General features: G+C 68.9%; 15 protein-coding genes. 5 read left to right on the top strand and 10 right to left on the bottom strand.

The genetic code is table 11. The annotated features are described in order from the left end of the window. Positions 1 to 3: 3 nt before the first annotated feature. Positions 4 to 1,656: a DUF4394 domain-containing protein gene (locus B0920_RS11610; protein WP_078032646.1), complete on the bottom strand. Its 1,653-nt coding sequence runs from the start codon at positions 1,654 to 1,656 to the stop codon at positions 4 to 6. A 140-nt stretch (positions 1,657 to 1,796) separates the two neighbouring features. Then, positions 1,797 to 2,882, bottom strand: coding sequence for a tartrate dehydrogenase (locus tag B0920_RS11605; RefSeq protein WP_078032645.1), 1,086 nt, complete (start codon positions 2,880 to 2,882; stop codon positions 1,797 to 1,799). Between the two features lie 92 nt (positions 2,883 to 2,974). Between B0920_RS11605 and B0920_RS11600 the strand changes: the two genes are divergently transcribed. The 3 genes from B0920_RS11600 to B0920_RS11595 all read left to right on the top strand — a co-directional run bounded on the left by B0920_RS11600 (position 2,975) and on the right by B0920_RS11595 (position 4,789). Then, positions 2,975 to 3,880 carry a LysR substrate-binding domain-containing protein gene (locus B0920_RS11600; protein ID WP_078032644.1) on the top strand — a complete coding sequence of 302 codons (906 nt, stop codon included), beginning with the start codon at positions 2,975 to 2,977 and terminating at the stop codon, positions 3,878 to 3,880. Positions 3,881 to 3,948: 68 nt separating this feature from the next. Beyond that, the gene (locus B0920_RS25600) at positions 3,949 to 4,224 is read left to right on the top strand and encodes a hypothetical protein (protein ID WP_143745713.1); all 276 of its coding nucleotides are present in this window, start codon (positions 3,949 to 3,951) and stop codon (positions 4,222 to 4,224) included. Between the two features lie 238 nt (positions 4,225 to 4,462). Then, entirely contained in the window at positions 4,463 to 4,789 is a 327-nt protein-coding gene (locus tag B0920_RS11595; RefSeq protein ID WP_078032643.1) for a hypothetical protein, read from the top strand. Between the two features lie 11 nt (positions 4,790 to 4,800). On the opposite strand, the gene B0920_RS11590 is transcribed toward B0920_RS11595, so the two are convergent. Genes B0920_RS11590 through B0920_RS11570 form a run of 6 tightly spaced genes read right to left on the bottom strand, consistent with a single transcriptional unit; the run spans position 4,801 to position 9,532 of the window. After that, positions 4,801 to 6,054 carry a CaiB/BaiF CoA-transferase family protein gene (locus B0920_RS11590; RefSeq protein WP_078032642.1) on the bottom strand — a complete coding sequence of 418 codons (1,254 nt, stop codon included), beginning with the start codon at positions 6,052 to 6,054 and terminating at the stop codon, positions 4,801 to 4,803. Positions 6,055 to 6,085: 31 nt separating this feature from the next. Then, positions 6,086 to 6,448 carry an adenosylmethionine decarboxylase gene (gene speD / locus B0920_RS11585; RefSeq protein WP_078032641.1) on the bottom strand — a complete coding sequence of 121 codons (363 nt, stop codon included), beginning with the start codon at positions 6,446 to 6,448 and terminating at the stop codon, positions 6,086 to 6,088. After that, positions 6,445 to 6,591, bottom strand: a complete 147-nt coding sequence (locus tag B0920_RS25955) for a hypothetical protein (protein WP_179119144.1) — start codon at positions 6,589 to 6,591, stop codon at positions 6,445 to 6,447. The genes speD and B0920_RS25955 overlap by 4 nt, the downstream gene beginning before the upstream one ends. 9 nt (positions 6,592 to 6,600) lie before the next feature. Continuing rightward, on the bottom strand, positions 6,601 to 8,046 hold the full coding sequence (locus tag B0920_RS11580) for a DUF4178 domain-containing protein (RefSeq protein ID WP_229455388.1): 1,446 nt from the start codon (positions 8,044 to 8,046) through the stop codon (positions 6,601 to 6,603). A gap of 14 nt (positions 8,047 to 8,060) precedes the next feature. Next, complete coding sequence (locus tag B0920_RS11575; RefSeq protein WP_078032640.1) at positions 8,061 to 9,107, bottom strand: SPFH domain-containing protein; 1,047 nt, start codon at positions 9,105 to 9,107, stop codon at positions 8,061 to 8,063. 38 nt (positions 9,108 to 9,145) lie between these two features. Further along, a complete protein-coding gene (locus B0920_RS11570; protein WP_373887883.1) occupies positions 9,146 to 9,532 on the bottom strand; it encodes a DUF350 domain-containing protein in 387 nt (128 codons plus the stop codon). 62 nt (positions 9,533 to 9,594) lie between these two features. Here B0920_RS11570 and B0920_RS11565 point away from each other — a divergent pair, with 62 nt between their 5' ends. Further along, positions 9,595 to 11,106, top strand: a complete 1,512-nt coding sequence (locus B0920_RS11565) for a polyamine aminopropyltransferase (RefSeq protein WP_078032638.1) — start codon at positions 9,595 to 9,597, stop codon at positions 11,104 to 11,106. Continuing rightward, the gene (locus B0920_RS11560; protein ID WP_078032637.1) at positions 11,106 to 12,716 is read left to right on the top strand and encodes an FAD-dependent oxidoreductase; all 1,611 of its coding nucleotides are present in this window, start codon (positions 11,106 to 11,108) and stop codon (positions 12,714 to 12,716) included. Before B0920_RS11565 ends, B0920_RS11560 begins: the two co-directional genes overlap by 1 nt. A gap of 7 nt (positions 12,717 to 12,723) precedes the next feature. Here B0920_RS11560 and B0920_RS11555 read toward each other — a convergent pair whose 3' ends face one another. Beyond that, entirely contained in the window at positions 12,724 to 14,487 is a 1,764-nt protein-coding gene (locus tag B0920_RS11555) for a cation:proton antiporter (protein WP_078032636.1), read from the bottom strand. A gap of 260 nt (positions 14,488 to 14,747) precedes the next feature. Next, on the bottom strand, positions 14,748 to 17,072 hold the full coding sequence (locus B0920_RS11550; protein ID WP_078032635.1) for a family 1 glycosylhydrolase: 2,325 nt from the start codon (positions 17,070 to 17,072) through the stop codon (positions 14,748 to 14,750). Between the last annotated feature and the right edge of the window lie 242 nt (positions 17,073 to 17,314).

Below are 17,314 nucleotides of genomic sequence, written 5' to 3'. Positions count from 1 at the left end.
TCATCACCTGATCCAGACCGCGAGGTCGCGCAGGCCGAGGTTGTTGCCGACGTTCGAAGTCGCCGGGGTGGCGGCGCCGTTGACCGGCGTCGCGGCGCCGGTGGCCAGGTCGACGCGGTACAGCGTGCTCGGGCCGCCGGCCGTGGTGCGCAGGGCCGCCAGCACCATGCCGTTGGCGCCGCCCGCGATATCCAGCGCATTGTCCCCGGCGATGTCCAGCCCCAGCATGCCCACGTTGGTCAGGGTGCCGTCGTTCGGCGGATTCTGCAGCGCCAGCACGTCGGCCGTGTCGTCCAGGTCGAACAGCTGGGTGGTGGCCGCACCCGGGATGCTGTTGGTGTAGGCTGCGGCCGCGACGCTGGCCGGGCCGGAGGCGCGGTTGATCGCGCCGTCGGTGATGGTGGCGCCGGTGTCCGGGTTGATGCGCAGGCTCTGGCCGGTGTTCGAGATCACGCGCAGGCGGTCGGCCACCGGGTTGAAGTCGACCGCGAAGGCGGCGCCGGCCAGCGCGGTGTAGGGTGCGCTGGTGTCGCTGGCGTCGGCGCTCAGGCTGGCCTTGAAGGTGGCCGCGCCGGTCGCCGGGTCGATGGTGACGATGCGCGCGGCCGAGGTCAGGCCGTAGAGCATGCCGTCCTTCGGGCGCACGTCGATGCCGACCAGGGTCTCGCCGCCGTTCAAGCCGCTGACCGCGTTGCTGGCGTCGATGGTGTTCGGGGTGGCCGGCTTGAAGCTCACCAGGCGGTTGTCGTCTGTCAGGCCCAGCACCACGGGCGCCTGGGCCGGGCGCAGGGCGATCCCGCGCAGGTCTTCGCTGACGCCCAGCGCGCCCACCAGGGTGGCCGCGCCGCTGGTGGCGGCCAGGTTCACGCTGTACAGGTTGCGCGCGCCGGACACCGTGGCCACCAGGTAGCCGCTGTTGTTGCGGGCGTCGATGTCGAAGCCGTTGGCGCTGCCGGCATCCACGCCCAGGGTCACCGGCGTGGCCAGGGTGCCGTTGTTGGGCGGGTTCTGTACGTACAGGGTGTCGTTCGCGGTGTCGATGCCGAACAGGGTCGTGCTCGCGGTGCCGGCGAAGGAATTGGTATAGGCCGAGGCGGTGATGGCGCTGTTGGCGGCGCCGCCGTTGATGTTGCCGTCGGTGGTCGTGGCGCCGGTGTCGACGTTGATGCGCAGGCTCTGGCCGGTGTTGCTGACCACGCGCAGGCGGTCCGCGGCCGGGTTGAAGTCGACCCCGAAGTCGGCGCCGGACAGGCTGGTGAAGGGGGCCGTGGTGTCGGCGGCGTCCGCGCTCAGGGTGGACTTGAGGGTGGCCGCGCCGCTGGCGGTGTCGATCGTGTACAGGCGGCCGGTCGAGGCCACCGCGTACAGCATGCCGTCAGCCGGGCGGAAGTCGATGCCGACCAGGTTCTCGCCGCTCTGCAGGCCGGTGACCGGCATGTTGGTGCGCACCGTGCCCGGCGCGTCGCGGTTCACCGAGACCAGCCGGTTGCCCGCCGTGAGGATGAACAGGTCGCCCGCGCTCATCGGCGGCGTGGTCGGCGCCGGCTGGGCCGGCGGCGGCATCTCGTGGTGGTCGTCATCGTCGCCCCCGCAGGCGGCGAGGGGAAGCGCGAGCGAGGCGGCGAGGACGAGTCGGAAGGTCTGCTGTCTGGTCATGATGGCTGCTCCGTAGTAGTGGGTCAAAAGGGGCCGCCCTTCGGAAAAGGCGGCTTGCCCTCGCACTACTCGCCAGAGGCGCGTTCGGATGCAGCGATCTGCAAATTTTTTTTCGAGTTCCCGGGAGCAATCCCGGCCGCTTAGCCGGCCAGCAGGGCGGCGACCGCCTTGCCCACGTCCGTGGTGCTGGCCGCGCCGCCCATGTCCGGCGTGCGCGGGCCCTCGACCAGGCAGCGCTCGATGGCGTGCACGATGGCGTCGTGGGCCTCGGTGTAGCGCGCCTCGCCGGCGCCGAGGAAGTCGAGCATCATGGCGCCCGACCAGATCATGGCGATCGGGTTGGCGATGTTGCGGCCATAGATGTCGGGCGCCGAGCCGTGCACCGGCTCGAACAGCGAGGGGAAGTCGCGGTCCGGGTTCAGGTTGCCCGAGGGCGCCAGGCCGATGGTGCCGGTGCAGGCCGGGCCGAGGTCGGACAGGATGTCGCCGAACAGGTTGGAGGCCACCACCACGTCGAAGCGGTCGGGCTGGAGCACGAAGCGGGCGGTGAGGATGTCGATGTGCTGCTTGTCCACCGTGACCTCCGGGTAGGCCTTGCCGATCGCGTCGGCGCGTCCGTCCCACCAGGGCATGCTGATCGCGATGCCGTTGGACTTGGTGGCCACCGTCAGGTGCTTGCGCGCGCGGCTCTTGGCCAGCTCGTAGGCATAGCGCAGAACGCGGTCGGCGCCGTGGCGGGTGAACACCGATTCCTGGATCACCATCTCGCGCTCGGTGCCGGGGAACATGATGCCGCCCAGGTTGGTGTACTCGCCCTCGGTGTTTTCGCGCACCACGAAGAAATCGATGTCACCCGGCTTGCGGCCGGCCAGCGGGCAGGGCACGCCCTCGAACAGGCGCACCGGGCGCAGGTTGATGTACTGGTCGAACTCGCGCCGGAACTTCAGCAGCGAACCCCACAGCGAGACGTGGTCGGGCACCGTGGCCGGCCAGCCGACCGCGCCGAAGTAGATGGCGTCGAAGCCGCGCAGCTGCTCGAACCAGTCGTCCGGCATCATTTTGCCGTGCGCGAGATAGTAGTCGCAGCTGGCCCATTCGAAATGCTCGAAGGCCAGGCCGATGTCGAAGCGGCGGGCCGCGGCCTCGAGGGCGCGCAGGCCCTCGGGCATGACTTCCTTGCCGATGCCGTCTCCGGCGAGGACGGCGATGCGATGGGTCTTTTTCATGGTGAAGTGGGATGGGTGTTGGAATGCCCTCAGCTTAACTCAAAACAAGGCGTTTATAATCGTCGCTATTGTTCGCTCAGACATCACATTCCGTGAATAATCCCATCGAAAATGAAGACCTGCGGGTGCTGGTCACCGTGGCGCGCAAGGGCGGCTTCGCGGCTGCGGCCCAGGAGCTGGGCATGTCGCCCGCCTATGTGAGCAAGCGCATCGGCATCCTGGAGGCCGGGCTGGGCGTCAAGCTGTTCCAGCGCAGCACACGCCGCATCCTGATCACCGAGGACGGCGAGCGGGTGCTGGCCCACGCCCAGACCATCCTCGACCACCTGGACAGCCTGGCCGACGAGGTGTCGCAGCGGCGCCGCGAGCCCGCCGGGCGGGTGCGCATCTGCAGCAGCTTCGGCTTCGGGCGCAAGGTGGTCGCTCCCCTGGTCGCGCAGCTGGCGATGCGTTATCCCGGCCTGCAGATCCGCTTCGAGGTGTTCGACCGGCTGGTCGACATCGTGGAAGAGGGCTTCGACCTCGACGTGCGCATCGGCGACGAGATCGCGCCTCACCTGATCGCGCGGCGCCTGATGGACAACCGGCGCGTGCTGTGCGCGGCGCCGGCCTATCTCGCGAACCACGGGGTACCGAAAACCCTGGCCGACCTGGCCAGCCACAACTGCCTGCCGATCAAGGAGCGCGACCATCCCTTCGGGACCTGGCGCCTGCGTGGGCGCCATGGGGAGGAGACGGTCAAGGTCTCCGGTTCGCTGTCGACCAATCACGGCGAGATCGCGCTGCGCTGGGCGCGCGCAGGGGCGGGCATCGTGCTGCGTTCGCTGTGGGACGTGCAGCCCCTGCTCGACGACGGCACCCTGGTGCGGGTGCTGCCCGAGTATGCGCAGGAGGCCAATGTGTGGGCCGTGTATCCGCAGCGGCTCGGCGCGTCGGCCAAGGTGAGGGTGTGCGTGGAGATGCTGGCGCAGCAGCTGTCCGCGCAGCGTGGTGAGTAAGCGCGGACATTGGCGGGGGCGTGGCGTGCTAGGATCCGGCGCATGTCCGCACCGTTTGCTCCCCGTTCATGGATCCATTCGCCCTCATCCTCTTGATCGGTATCGTCGCCGCTGGCGTCCTGTCCATACGCCAAGCACGCGGTGCGGAGCGACGCGGTCAGGTGTATCGGCGCAATATGGAGCGCGATTTCCGCCAGCTGGTGATGCACGCGCCCGATCCCCGCTTTTCCTTCGACGGCGGCAGGGCGGAAATCGTGACGGAAACGCGGCAGTACGAGAACGACGACATGGGCTCGCCCGTGATCCGCGTGCAGCGCTTCGCGCGCAACGACTACGGCGAGTAGTTCTATATCGTGCTCAACGGCGACGCCAGCGCGCCGTCCTTCATCAAGCACGTCCCGCATGAGCGGGCGAAGATCGCGCTGGGCAAGCGTTACCTGCCGCCCTCGCAGGCGCAATGCTGACAGGAACGCACCGTGCTTGTCCCGGCCAGGGGCGGGCGAATTTGCTTGATAAACCCTGGATCCGTCCTAAGCTGGAAGGCTCCCGCGGAGTTTCCGCATCACGTTTCAGGAGGACATCATGCTGCAACCAGCCGACATCCAGCAACGCTTCAGCCACGTCCAGCAAGTGATCAACCAGGCGGAGGAAGTCTGCCGTAACGACCAGAGCATCCCGTCGGAGATCCGTGACTGCATCCAGAAAATCGCGCACGAGTCGGACGCCGCGCAAGCCGTGGTGATGAATTCGAACGACCAGTCCGATATCGTGCAGAAGATCGATCATCTCGAGCAGCTCAGCGACGAGGCAAAGCGCATCTGCAGGACCGCGCAGCCCTCACCCCAGGTGCAGTCGGTGGTGATGCGGGTGCACGACGAGCTGTCGAACCTCAAGCACCAGCTGCATTAAGCCCGGGCGGCTTACAGCACGCCCTTGTCGCGCAGGGCGGCGATATCCGCCTCGCTGTGGCCCAGCATCTCGCGCAGCACCTCGTCGGTATGCTGGCCCAGCAGGGGCGGCGCCTTGTCGCTGGTGGCGGGGGTGGCGGACATCCTGATCGGGCTGCGCACCAGCTTGACCTTGCCGGCCGTCGGGTGCGGCAGTTCGATCGCGACCTCGCGCGCCACCACCTGCGGGTTGGCGAAGACGTCGGCCAGGTCGTTGATCGGGCCGCAGGGCACGCCGCGTTCTTCCAGCAGCGCGATCCAGTCGTCGCGCGTCTTCTGTTTCACCATCTCGGCCAGGATCGGCACCAGGGTGTCGCGGTTGCGCACGCGCAGCGGATTGGTGGCGAAGCGTTCGTCGCTGCCCAGCTCCGGCCGGCCGCCGGCTTCCACGAATTTCTGGTATTGGCCGTCGTTGCCGGTGGCGACGATGATGTGGCCGTCGGCGCAGGCGAAGGTCTGGTAGGGCACGATGTTGGCGTGGGCATTGCCCCAGCGCTTGGGCGGCTTGCCGCTGTTGAGGTAGTTGCTGCCCACGTTGGCCAGCATCGCCACCTGGGTGTCGAGCAGGGACATGTCGATGTGCTGGCCTTCGCCCGTACGGTCGCGGTGGGTCAGCGCGGCCAGCACGGCTACCGTGGCGTACATGCCGGTCATCAGGTCGGTGAGGGCCACGCCGGCCTTCTGCGGGCCGCCGCCCGGCAGGTCGTCGCGTTCGCCGGTGACCGACATCAATCCGCCCATGCCCTGGATCAGGAAGTCGTAGCCGGCGCGGTGCGCGTAGGGACCGTCCTGGCCGAAGCCGGTGATCGAGCAATAGACCAGGTCCGGCTTGATTGCCTTGAGACTGTCGTAATCGAGGCCGTAGCGCTTCAGGTGCCCGACCTTGAAATTCTCCAGCACCACGTCGCAGTGCTTGACCAGCTCGCGCAGCAGGGCCTGGCCTTCGCTGCTCGCGATGTCCACCGTCACCGAGCGCTTGCCGCGGTTGGCCGACAGGTAGTAGGCCGCCTCGCCGGTGTCATGGCCCGCGCCGTCCTTGGCATAGGGCGGACCCCAGGCGCGGGTGTCGTCGCCGCTGCCCGGACGCTCGATCTTGATCACGTCGGCGCCGAGGTCGGCCAGGTTCTGCGAGCACCAGGGGCCGGCCAGCACGCGCGACAGGTCGAGCACGCGGATGTGTCCCAGGGCTTTGGGAAGCGCGGAAGAGGAGGTGCCGGATTGCGTCATGTCGGTGTCGTGAGAAATCGGGAGACCCCGATTATAGCTGTCCGCGCGCCACCGTCTTGAGGCTGCGCGAGGCGGGCGCCAGCGCGTCTTCGATGACTTCCAGCGCCAGTTGCGGCTGGGCCGCGCCGCACATGAAGATGTCGGCGGCGGCGAAGCCGTGCTCGGGCCAGGTGTGGATCGAGATGTGCGATTCGGCCAGCAGCAGCACGCCGGTCACGCCCATGCCGGTCCCGAAGCTGTGGAAATGGCTGTGCAGGATGCGCGCGCCGGCCGCCAGCGCGGCCTCGCGCAGCAGGGCGTCGATGGCCTCGGGGTCGGCCAGCAGCGCGGCGTCGATGCCGGCCAGGTCGGCCAGCAGATGGATGCCGGCCGGGCGGTGCGCGCCGCCGCTCACTTGTGGCCACCGCCCGAATAGCTGCCGCCGTAGCCGCGCGAGCGGTAGCCGGAGGAGCTGGTGGAGTCGAACATGCTCACCCAGCAGACGATGGTGGTCACGATCGTAATCGCCATCGCATAGACGAAATAACGCTTGTTCATGGGGGCGCTTCAGTCCTTCTTGACGATATTGGGCGGGATGAACAGCGCGAACAGCGCGGCCAGCAGCCAGATCATGGTCTCGCCGAAGTTGACGATCAGCGGAACTGCGTTCAGGCCGAGGATCCACAGCAGGAAGCGCCATTGCAGCTCGCCCAGCGAGGCGGACAGGCCCGCTCCCTTGGCGGCCGGCGGCGCCGGCAGCTTGAACCAGGCGCGCACCTGGTCGGCCGCGACCGGCGTCGAACGCGACCAGCTCAATTCGTCCTGGGTGTTCTCGGCCGCGAGCGAGGCCATGCCGCGCTCGAACTCGCGCACCCGCGCCCGGTCGCCGGCCGCCACCTTCCAGTTGAAGGCGCCGGCCGCCCAGGTGACGCGCGCTTCGTAGTCCAGCGTTCTCTCGTAGCGGATGTTGTGCAGCGAGACATGGGGCACGGCCGGGGTGCCCGGCTCCGGCCACTCGTCCATCACTTCCGAACGCCACCATTGGTCGCCGGCTTCGACCAGCCAGAAGAAGGTGCCGCGGGTGGCGTAGAGCAGGTATTCGGTCCAGGTCTCGCCCTCGTCGTCGGTGCGCTTCATGGCGCCGATCAGGTGGTAGTCCTGGTTGCCGATCTTCGCCTGAGCGCCGAGCGGCAGGGTGAGCGGCACCTTGTCGTTGCGCTCACCGGCCGCCAGCACCTCGGCCTGGGGCGTGGAGGCGTCGATGCGGGTGGCGCAGGCCTGGCACACCAGCTTGTCCGCCATGCCCGGCAGGTAGGCGATCGCCGTGCCGCAGGAAGGGCATTGCAGGGCGCCGACTTTGCCCCGGTAGCGCCCCGCGCTGGCCTTGATCGCCTCGTCGTCGCGCAGCAGCTGGCAGCCCATGGATTCGAGGGTGACCGCGACGCCGGTGTAGAGCAGGGGCTTGTCGCCGTCCGAGTAGTCGAGGGTGGCGAAGCTGGGGCCGCGGCGCAGGTCGACCACGCGCGCGCTCCAGCCGTCGCCGACGTCGAAGGGCAGCTCGCCCTGGCCGCCGACGCACTGGGCTTCGCGCCGGTCCGACACCACCGCCAGTCCGAAGCCGAGGTCGAACTGGGCGCCGACGCGCGCCATCTCGAAGGGCGGAAACTTGTCCGGCAGCGGACGCTGGGCGGTGACGGTGAACTGGCCGGAAAAATCGCCCAGCCAGCCGCTGCCGCCGTCCTCGTACATCAGGTACCACTCGTTCCACATGCCGGCCGCGTAGCGCAGCTGGATGCGGCCGATCACGGTGAAGCTGCGCGCGCCCACCTTGCCGGCGGTGCCGATCTGGATTGGCGAATAGTCTTCCAGCACCTCGGACAGCTTGCCGAGCTGGCGCACCGCGCCGGCGTCCTTGTGCACCGTGGCGCGGCAGTACTCGCACACCGCCATCACGGAGGCGTGCGAGCGGAAGGCCACCGGGGCGCCGCAGGAAGGGCAGGAAACGCTCAGCATCGGGGCGGCAGTCCTCAGCCGATCAGCTTCTTGAGCAGCTCGGCCTTGGTGCCGTCGTAGTCGGCCTGCGAGATCAGGCCCTTGTCGAGCAGGCCATTGAGCTTGGCCAGGCGGTCTTCGATCGACTCGCCGCCCGGGGCGGGGGCTGCTGGTGCTGCTTGCGCCGCCGGGGCCTGGGGCGGGGCGAAGGCGCCGCTCATGCCCTGGGCCATGGCCTGGCCGATGGCGATGCCGGCGCCCGCGCCGGCGCCGATGCCGGCCAGGCCGCCTTCGTTCTGGGCCGCCAGCGGGATGCTGCTGGCCACCTGGAACTGGGTGAAGTTGCCCATCTTGTCCGCGCCCAGGCTGGCCTTCATGCCGGCCGAGATGCGCTGGTCGAGGGCAGCCTGCAGTTCTTCCGGCAGGCTGACGCTGGTGACGTTGAACTCGTCCAGGCCGACGCCGTAGCGCGCGAAGGCGGCCGCGAGGTCGCCGCGGATCTGCTGCGCCATCAGGGTCTGGTTGGCCGCCATGTCGAGGAAGGCGATGTTCGACGCGCCCAGGGAGTTGGCCATGGTGGCCAGCATCAGGCCGCGCAGCTGGTCCTCGACCTCGTCGCGGGTGTAGGCCGCGCGGGTGCCGCTGATCTCCTTGAAGAACAGGCGCGGGTCGGCGATGCGGTAGGAGTACATGCCGAAGGCGCGCACCCGGATCATGTCGAAGTCCTTGTCGCGGATCGTCACCGGCTGGGTGGTGCCCCATTTGCGCCCGGTCTGCACGCGGGTGCTGAAGAAGTAGACGTCCGACTTGAAGGGAGAGGCGAACAGCTTGTCCCAGTTCTTCAGGTTGGTCAGCACCGGCAGGGTATTCGTGGTCAGGCGGTGGGTGCCGGGGCCGAACACGTCGGCGATCCGGCCTTCGTCCACGAACACCGCGATCTGCGATTCGCGCACCACCAGGGTGGCGCCGTTCTGGATCTCGTAGTCCTCCATCGGGTGACGCCAGGCGAGCACGCCCTCGGTCTCCTCGTTCCACTGCAGGACGTCGAGAAACTGCTTCTTGATGAAAGAACCGATGGACATGGAAGCCTCCGTGTATGCGAGCGGAATGAAGGGATGGATCAGGAGACGCTGCCGGCGTTGATCAGGCCGATGGACAGGGAGATGGCGCCGAGCAGGCCGCCGAAGGCCATGTTGTTGGCCTCGATCTGGTCCTTGGACATGCGCAGCAGGCGCGTGGCGACCACGAACACCAGCACCTGGACCAGCATCGCGAAGGCGCCCCAGCCGACGAACTCGTAATAGTCGCGGGTGTACATCAGGCTCGCGGCCACCGTGACCGAGAAGCCGAGCAGGGTGCCGCCCAGCGACAGCGCGGCGGCCCCGTTGCCTTCGCGGATCAGGTGCACTTCGTCGTAGGGCGTGACGCGCGTGTAGACCACAAAAAATCCCATGACCAGTGCGACAGCTGTTGTCAGGTGCAGCAGATAGGCTAGGATGGCGGGCACGGCGTTCTCCACGGAAAATAGTCTGTTTGGCAGCATCGCGATCTTAGAGCAAAACCTGAGCAATGACCAAAAAAATTCTCATCCTTTCCGTGTTCGTCGTCGCTTCATGCGGATTGGCTTACGAACTGATCGCAGGCGCCTTGTCGAGCTACCTGCTGGGCGATTCGGTGCTCCAGTTTTCGACCATCATCGGCTGCTACCTGTTCGCGATGGGCGTCGGCGCCCACCTCTCGAAATACGTGCGCGACGAGGACGTGCTGGCGCGCTTCATCGACATCGAACTGGCGGTGGGCCTGATCGGCGGCGTCTCGGCCGCGCTGCTGTTCATGACCTTCACCTGGATGGCCGCGCCTTTCCGCACCGTGCTCTACGTGACGGTGTTCATGATCGGCGCCATGGTCGGCATGGAGGTGCCGCTGGTGATGCGCGCGCTGAACGAGCGCCGCACCGGGTTCGCCGAGATCGTCAGCCGCGTGCTGACCTTCGACTACCTGGGCGCGCTGGCGGTGTCGCTGCTGTTCCCGCTGGTGCTGGCGCCCCACCTGGGCCTGGTGCGCACCGGCTTCCTGTTCGGGATGCTCAACGTCGGCGTGGCCATCTGGACCCTCTACGTGTTCCGCGCCGAGCTGGCCAACCTGGGCGGACGGGCGCTGCGCGCCGGCGCGGTGCTGTTCCTGCTGTGCCTGGGCTTCGGCCTGTCCGACCGCATGGTGGAGTGGGGCGAGCGCGGGCTGTTCGGCGACGAGGTGGTGTTCTCGACCACCACCCCCTACCAGCGCCTGGTGATCACGCGCTGGAAGGACGACCTGCGGCTCTACATCAACGGCAACCTGCAATTCTCCTCACGCGACGAGTACCGCTACCACGAGGCCCTGGTCCATCCGGCCATGCAGGCCACGCCCTGGGCGCGCCGGGTGCTGGTGCTGGGCGGCGGCGACGGCCTGGCGCTGCGCGAAGTGCTGCGCTATCCGAACGTGGAGGAGGTCACCCTGGTCGACCTCGATCCGCAGATGACCGGGGCCTTCGCCACCCGCCCGGAACTCGTCAAGCTCAATCACAACGCCCTCAACGACAAGCGGGTGAAAGTGGTGAACGCCGACGCGGCGGTCTGGCTGCAGAAGGAAGCCGGGATGTACGACGTGGCCATCGTCGACTTCCCCGATCCGTCCAGCTTCGCGCTCGGCAAGCTGTACTCCGTGCCTTTCTACGGCATCCTGCGCAAGCACGTGGCGGCCAGCGGCATGATCGCCGTCCAGTCCACTTCGCCCTTCTTCGCCCCGCACGCCTACTGGACCATCGAGGCCACCTTGCGCGAAGTCGGCTTGAAGACCTGGCCCTACCACCTCTACGTGCCGTCCTTCGGCGAGTGGGGCTTCGTGCTGGCCTCGCCCCAGGGCAGCTTCACGCCGCCGCAGCGCTACACCCTGCCGCTGCGCTACCTGAACGCCGAGACCACACGCGCCATGTTCAGCTTCCCGCCCGACATGCCGCGCCTGCCGATGAAGCCGAACCGGCTCGATTCGCAGTCGCTGGTGCGCGAGTTCGAGGAAGACTGGCGCCAGGTGATCCGCTGATGGACCGGCGTTCCTTCCTGATCGGCGCCGGCGGGGCGGCGGTGGCCGGCCTGGGTGGCGCGGCCGGCTTTCTCGGCTGGCAGGAAATCACGCCGACGGTGCGTACCCCCGGCCGGCTGGAAGGCCATCTGCTGCGCGACCGCGCCCAGTTGCCGCCGCCGTCCAGCGTGATCGAGACCGAGGTCGCCATCCTCGGCTCCGGCATCGCCGGCCTGAGCGCGGCCTGGCAGCTGAACCGCATGGGCCGCCAGGACTTCCTGCTGTTCGACGGCCCGGAAGCCTTCGGCAACGCCGCCGGCAGCCGCTACGGCGACTACGCCTGCCCGACCGGGGCCCACTACCTGCCGCTGCCGGGCAGGGAAGCGAGGCAGGTGCGCGAGATGCTGGCCGACCTCGGCGTGATCCGCCAGGACGCGCTGGGTGAGCGCCCGCTGTACGACGAGCGCTTCGTCCTGCACGGCCCGCAGGAGCGCCTGCTGTACCAGGGACGCTGGCACGAGGGCCTGCTGCCGCAGGAGGGCCTGGCGGCCGGCGAGCTGGCCCAGGAAAGGCAGTTCTTCGCCCACATGGAGCGCCTGCGCCACCATCGCGGCGCGGACGGGCGGCGCAGCTTTGTGTTCCCGGCCGCGCTGTCCTCGCAGGACCCGGAATTCGACGGACTGGACGCCATCAGCTTCGCCGCCTGGCTGGACCGCGAAGGCTATACCGCGCCGGCGCTGCGCTGGTATCTCGACTACTGCTGCCGCGATGACTACGGCGCCGGGCTGGCGCAGGTGTCGGCCTGGGCCGGCGTGCATTACTTCGCCGGACGCCTGGGCCTGGCCGCCAACGCGGAGGAGAACGGCCTCCTGACCTGGCCGGGCGGCCTGGCGCCAGTGGCCGAGGCGCTGGCCGCGCGCGTCGCCGGGCGTCGCCGCCCCGGCACGGCGGTTTCGGTGCGTTCGCTGGGCGACCGGGCCGAGGCGCTGTGCTTCACGCTGGAGAGCGGCAAGCCGCGCAGCTTCCTGGTGCGGGCGCGGCGCATCGTGTGCGCGATGCCGCTGTTCGTCGCCGCGCGCATCGTCGAGGGCATCGGGAAGCTGGGCTTCGACCCGCGCCGCGACCTGCCGGCCTACGCGCCCTGGATGGTGAGCAGCTTCGTGATGCGCGCCTTCCCGCGCGAGCTGGACGAGACGCCGCTGGCCTGGGACAACGTGGTTTACGGCGGCAAGGGCCTGGGCTACGTGGTGTCGACCCACCAGGACATCCGCCTGCATCCGCCCGAGAAGACCGTGTTCACGGCCTATATGGCGTTGTCCGGACGCACGCCGCAGGAGGCGCGGCGCTGGCTGCAGGACGCCGACCCGCGCGAGCTGCTGGACCTGGCGGCGAGCGACCTGCGCGCGGCCTATGGGCTGGCCTTGGCGCCCTGCGTCGAGCGCGCCGACATCACCTTGCGCGCCCACGCGATGGCGATTCCGGCGCCCGGCTTTCGCAAGAATGCGGGCCTGGCGGCGCTGCGCGAAGCCGAGGGACCGGTGCTGTTCGCGCACGGCGACCTGTCCGGCTATTCGGTGTTCGAGGAAGCGGCGTGGTGGGGCGTGCAGGCGGCGCTGCGCGCCGCGGCTTGAGCCGGCTTCAGGCCGCGGGCGGCCTGGGGTCGAGCAGCTGGGCCGCGAACAGCTCGCGCTCGTGGTCGACGATGTCGTCCACGGAGCGCTCGTCCAGGCCCATCGCTTCCAGCACGAAGGCCGACAGCTGCAGGCTGGCCTCGAGGGTTTCCGGCACCACCACGCTGGCCCCGGCCTGGCGCAGGGCGCGCGCATGCTTCTCGTCGCGTGAGCGCACGAACAGGCGCGCGTCCGGGAATTCGCGGCGGATGCCGCGCACCGCCTGCAGGGCCGAGGCCGGGTGGTCCATGGTGAGGACGATGGCGGGCGCCTCGTCGGCGTGCACGCGGCGCAGCAGCTCGGGACGGGCGGCGTTGCCGAAGTAGACCGGCACGCCTTCGGCATGGAGTTTCGACACCAGCTTGGCGTCGTTCTCGAAGGCGACGAAAGGGATGCCCTGGGCCGTGAGCAGCTTGGCGAGCTGCTGGCCCACGCGGCCGAAGCCGGCGATGATGATGCGCCCGCGCGCCTGCGCCAGGCTGGCGTGGGAGGCGTTGGCGGCCTGCTCGCGCGCCGCGCCGTCGTGGCGCTCCCCGATCATGCGGCCCAGGCGCGCCAGCAGCGGCGTGATGAAGAGCGACAGGCCGACCGCCAGCATCACGCGCGCCCCGAGGCCCGCGTCCAGCACCTGGGTGCTGACGGCGTAGCCGATCACGATGAAGGCGAACTCGCCGCCCTGGCCCAGCAGCAGGCCGCCCTCGACCGCCCGGCCCCAGGGCAGGCCGCCGATGCGAAACAGCAGGGCGACCACGAGCGCCTTGACCAGCACCAGTCCGCCCACGAAGGCGGCCAGCCACAGCGGCGCCTCGAGGATCTGGCGGGTGTCGATGTTCATCCCCACGGTCATGAAGAACAGGCCCATGAGCAGGCCCTTGAAGGGCTCGACCATCAGCTCGACCTCGTGCTTGAACTCGGTCTCGGCCAGCAGCAGGCCGGCGATCAGCGCGCCCAGCGCCATCGACAGGCCGGCGGCGGCCGAGAGGGCGGCGATGCCGAAGGTCGAGAGCAGGATCAGGGCCATGAACACGTCGGGCTGGCGGTGGCGGGCGAAGGCGCGGAACAGCGGATGGATCACGCGCCCGCCGGCCAGGTAGATGAGGGCGATCGCCCCGGCGGCCTTGGCCAGGGTGAGCAGGGCCAGCATGGCCACGCCCGCGTCCCCGCCGGCGTCCTTGCCGAGGGCGCCGATCAGGATCAGGATCGGCACCACGGCCAGGTCCTGCAGCATCAGCACCGCGAAGGCGGCCTGGCCGAGCGGGGTGTTGGTGCTCTGCTGCTGGCTCATGAGCTGCATGACCACGGCGGTGGAGGAGAGCGAGAGCACCAGGCCGAGGACGGTGGCGTACTCGCCGGGCAGGCCGTAGAGCAGCAAGGCGCCGCCGATCAGGGTGGCGCTGACGAGGACCTGGGCGGTGCCGGCGCCGAACACCCAGCGCCGCATCGACCACAGGCGGGCGGCGGAGAGCTCCAGGCCGATCATGAACATCAGGAACAGCACGCCCAGCTCGGCCAGCATCGACACCCCTTCGCCGCTGGGGAAGCTGAAGTGGCGCATCAAGGGGTAGTCGTCGGCCAGCAGGCCCAGGCCGTAGGGGCCGGCGACGGTGCCTACGGCCAGGAAGCCGAGGACCTGGTTGATGCGCAGGCGTTGCAGGGTGGGGATGAGGATGCCGGAGAGGATCAGGAAGAGGATGATCTCCCGCAGGAAGGGGAAGGCGTGTTGCTCTTGCACTTGGGGTGGCCTGTGGTGTTATTGGGTGGCCGGGGGATTGTAGCGTGGAGGGTTTTTTGTGGGTTTAATAGGGGAGGGGTTTAGTCGGATATTTGTGGCTTCGGCGGGGAATTTGGGTCCCGGCCTGCGCCGGGACGACGTTGATTATGTCGGTCTCTGATCGAGTTCCGTCACTTCGGCCACCTGCCTATAAACGTCGTTCCGGCGAAGGCCGGAACCCAAGTTTGCATGCAGGCCACGAACCCGCACCGCAAGCGGCATCAGGTCCCCGCCTGCACCACCCCCACTTCGGTCGCCTCCTGCTGCCGATGCCCGCCCGCCACCGGCTGCCTGCTCTCGGCCGTCAGCACCAGCTCCTCCATCTCGGCCGGATCGCCGGCGCGCAGCTCCAGGTAGCGTCCGAGCGCATCGTCCAGCTTGGGCAGCAGCACCCCGCGCTCGCTGTGCAGCGCGCAGTAGCTCGGGCGCGCCGCCGCGAAGCCGCAGGACGCGCCCGGCCGCGCTTCTAGCCGGCTGGCGTCGACCCCGGCCCGTTCGGCCGCCTGCAGCGCCAGCTCCGCCCAGGTCAGGGCGCCGCCGTTGGCCAGGTGCCAGATGCCGCTTTCACGGTCGATTGCGAGATCGAGGCAGGCATGCACCAGGTCCGGCACATAGGTCGGGGTGATGGTCAGGTCGCTCGCCGCCACGAAGGGCTCGCCGCGCTCCAGCGCGCCCAGCGCCAGGGTCACGAAGTTGTACTGGTCCCAGGGCCCGAAGAAGGCGCTGGTGCGCACCACCAGCGCGTCCGGGTTCTGGTCCAGCACCCGGCTTTCAGCCTCGGCCTTGCTGCGGCCGTAGACGTTGAGCGGCGCCACCGGGTCGGATTCGACATAGGGCCGGTCCTGGCCGCCGTCGAACACCAGGTCGCTCGAGAAGGTGGTCAGGTGCACGCCGTGGCGCGCGCAGGCCGCGGCCAGGATCGCCGGGCCCACCGTGTTCTCGCGCAGGCAGCGCTCGACGTCGTTCTCGGCCTCGTCCACCCGCACGTAGCCGCAGGTGTTGATCACGGCCCAGGGCTTGTGCTCGGCAAGCGCGCGCTCGACCGAGTCGGGGTCGGCGATGTCCATCTCCTTGCGCGACAGCAGGCGGAAGGCCAGGTTGCGCTTCTGGCAGACGCGCGCGAAGGCGCGGCCCAGGGTGCCGGTGGCGCCCAGCACCAGGATGGGCGCGGCGCCGGTGCCGACCAGGCGGTGGCCGTCGGCCGAGATCGAGGTCAGGGCGGCCGGCGTGGCCACCGGCGGGTGGCACAGGAAGCGGCCGGCGCGCCGCCACCAGCCCTGGCCGCGCAGCACCGGATGCGACAGCGGCTTGCCGGACGACAGCTCCTGCATCATGCGCGCCAGCGCGGTCGGGCGCGGCAGCGGCGAGCGCACGTCGAAGGGGCCGGGCTCGTAGTAGCCGCGGTTCTGGGTCACCAGGCTGTTCCAGTCGAAGGAACCCAGCAGCGACCATACCGTCACGGCGCGCACGTCCACGCCGTTCTGCTGCGACTGCTGGGCCGCTTCCCAGATTTCGAGCAGCCAGCGCAGCTGGTCTTCGCGGTTGGCGTCGATGTGGGCTTCGGTCACGGCCAGCGGAATGCGGTAGCGGTCCCAGATCTCGGACAGCAGCGGAGCGATGCCCGGGGTCGGCGTGGCCAGCACGCGCGAGGCCTCGATGTCGGCGCAGGGGATGCCGTCGGCCACGCCGCGGTGGTGCTCAGGAAAGCGCTCGGGACGGTGGTCCAGCCAGCGCTCGGAGGTGACGTAGTAGTTGACGCCGATGATGTCGGGCGGGCAGGTGTTGTCGCGGAACCAGAGGAATTCCTCGGCCGGGATGCCGGTCTTGCGCAGGTAGTTCCACAGCGGGTGTTCGGGGCCGACCATGCCGCACAGCAGGTCCCAGGCCAGCCAGCGGCGCTCGTTGTAGAAGTCGGCCACCTGTGCCATCTCGGGCGTGCCGTAGGTCTTGCCCAGGTCGTCCGTCTGGACCAGCTTGGCGTTCGGATTCACCTTGCGGATGGCGCGCATGGCCAGCACCACGGCGCGGCACTGGTTCAGCAGGGCCTGCACGAAAGTGCGGTCGTCGCGTCCATGCGGGTACCACACGCCGTACAGGCCGGCGAAGCGGGCGGTGGTGCAGGGTTCGTTGACCGGGGTGTAGTACTCCAGCCAGGGATAGCGCGCCGCCACCGCGCCCGCGTACTCGGCCAGCTGCTCGGCGAAGCCCGGATCGACCAGGCTGGTGTGCTCGGGGCCGCTGCCGTGGTGGATCAGGCCGGCGATCGGCGTGATGCCGGCCTCGCGCAGGGCGGGCAGGCGCTCGTCCGGCCAGCTCCAGTCGGCGCTGTCCAGGCCGTTCGGCGCAGTGCGCTCCCACAGCACCGGATAGCGGATCGCGCGGATGCCGAGCGAGGCGAAGCGTGCGATGTCGCAGGCGCGCGCCGCATGGCCATTACGGTCGAGCTGGCTGAAATATTCGTCGCGGACGCGATTGACCGTGCATTCGAGGCCGCCCCAGAGTTCCAGCGGAGGGATCGGGTTGTTCGTGCGCTTGTTTGAATCCATAACATTCACCAATTATTATAAGTTTTACAACAAAGTGGTCCCAGCGAGGCGCCCATGTGAAAAAAGAAGAGAAGGGGAAGCCTTGCCTGCCGTGTCACGGCGCGGGTTGCGGTTGACAGCGACGCGCCAACCTGCAACCATGCGGTCCATGAACTTTCCGAAAGCACATCTCCATTTGACGACCTGGTGGCGCCGCTCATAGCGCGCGGCCACGGGAAATGATGTGCATTTCAAACGACGCC

This window comes from Massilia sp. KIM (genome assembly GCF_002007115.1).
In the GTDB taxonomy this organism is placed as follows: Bacteria; Pseudomonadota; Gammaproteobacteria; order Burkholderiales; family Burkholderiaceae_D; genus Telluria.
Note: the sequence above shows the minus strand (reverse complement) of the source record. Positions and strands in the feature narration are given on the sequence as shown.

Coding starts and splice junctions, on each gene's coding strand:
- B0920_RS11610 (WP_078032646.1), bottom strand. CDS start 1,656: ATGACCAGACAGCAGACCTTCCGACTCGTCCTCGCCGCCTCGCTCGCG.
- B0920_RS11605 (WP_078032645.1), bottom strand. CDS start 2,882: ATGAAAAAGACCCATCGCATCGCCGTCCTCGCCGGAGACGGCATCGGC.
- B0920_RS25600 (WP_143745713.1), top strand. CDS start 3,949: ATGGATCCATTCGCCCTCATCCTCTTGATCGGTATCGTCGCCGCTGGC.
- B0920_RS11595 (WP_078032643.1), top strand. CDS start 4,463: ATGCTGCAACCAGCCGACATCCAGCAACGCTTCAGCCACGTCCAGCAA.
- B0920_RS11590 (WP_078032642.1), bottom strand. CDS start 6,054: ATGACGCAATCCGGCACCTCCTCTTCCGCGCTTCCCAAAGCCCTGGGA.
- B0920_RS25955 (WP_179119144.1), bottom strand. CDS start 6,591: ATGAACAAGCGTTATTTCGTCTATGCGATGGCGATTACGATCGTGACC.
- B0920_RS11580 (WP_229455388.1), bottom strand. CDS start 8,046: ATGCTGAGCGTTTCCTGCCCTTCCTGCGGCGCCCCGGTGGCCTTCCGC.
- B0920_RS11575 (WP_078032640.1), bottom strand. CDS start 9,107: ATGTCCATCGGTTCTTTCATCAAGAAGCAGTTTCTCGACGTCCTGCAG.
- B0920_RS11565 (WP_078032638.1), top strand. CDS start 9,595: ATGACCAAAAAAATTCTCATCCTTTCCGTGTTCGTCGTCGCTTCATGC.
- B0920_RS11560 (WP_078032637.1), top strand. CDS start 11,106: ATGGACCGGCGTTCCTTCCTGATCGGCGCCGGCGGGGCGGCGGTGGCC.
- B0920_RS11550 (WP_078032635.1), bottom strand. CDS start 17,072: ATGGATTCAAACAAGCGCACGAACAACCCGATCCCTCCGCTGGAACTC.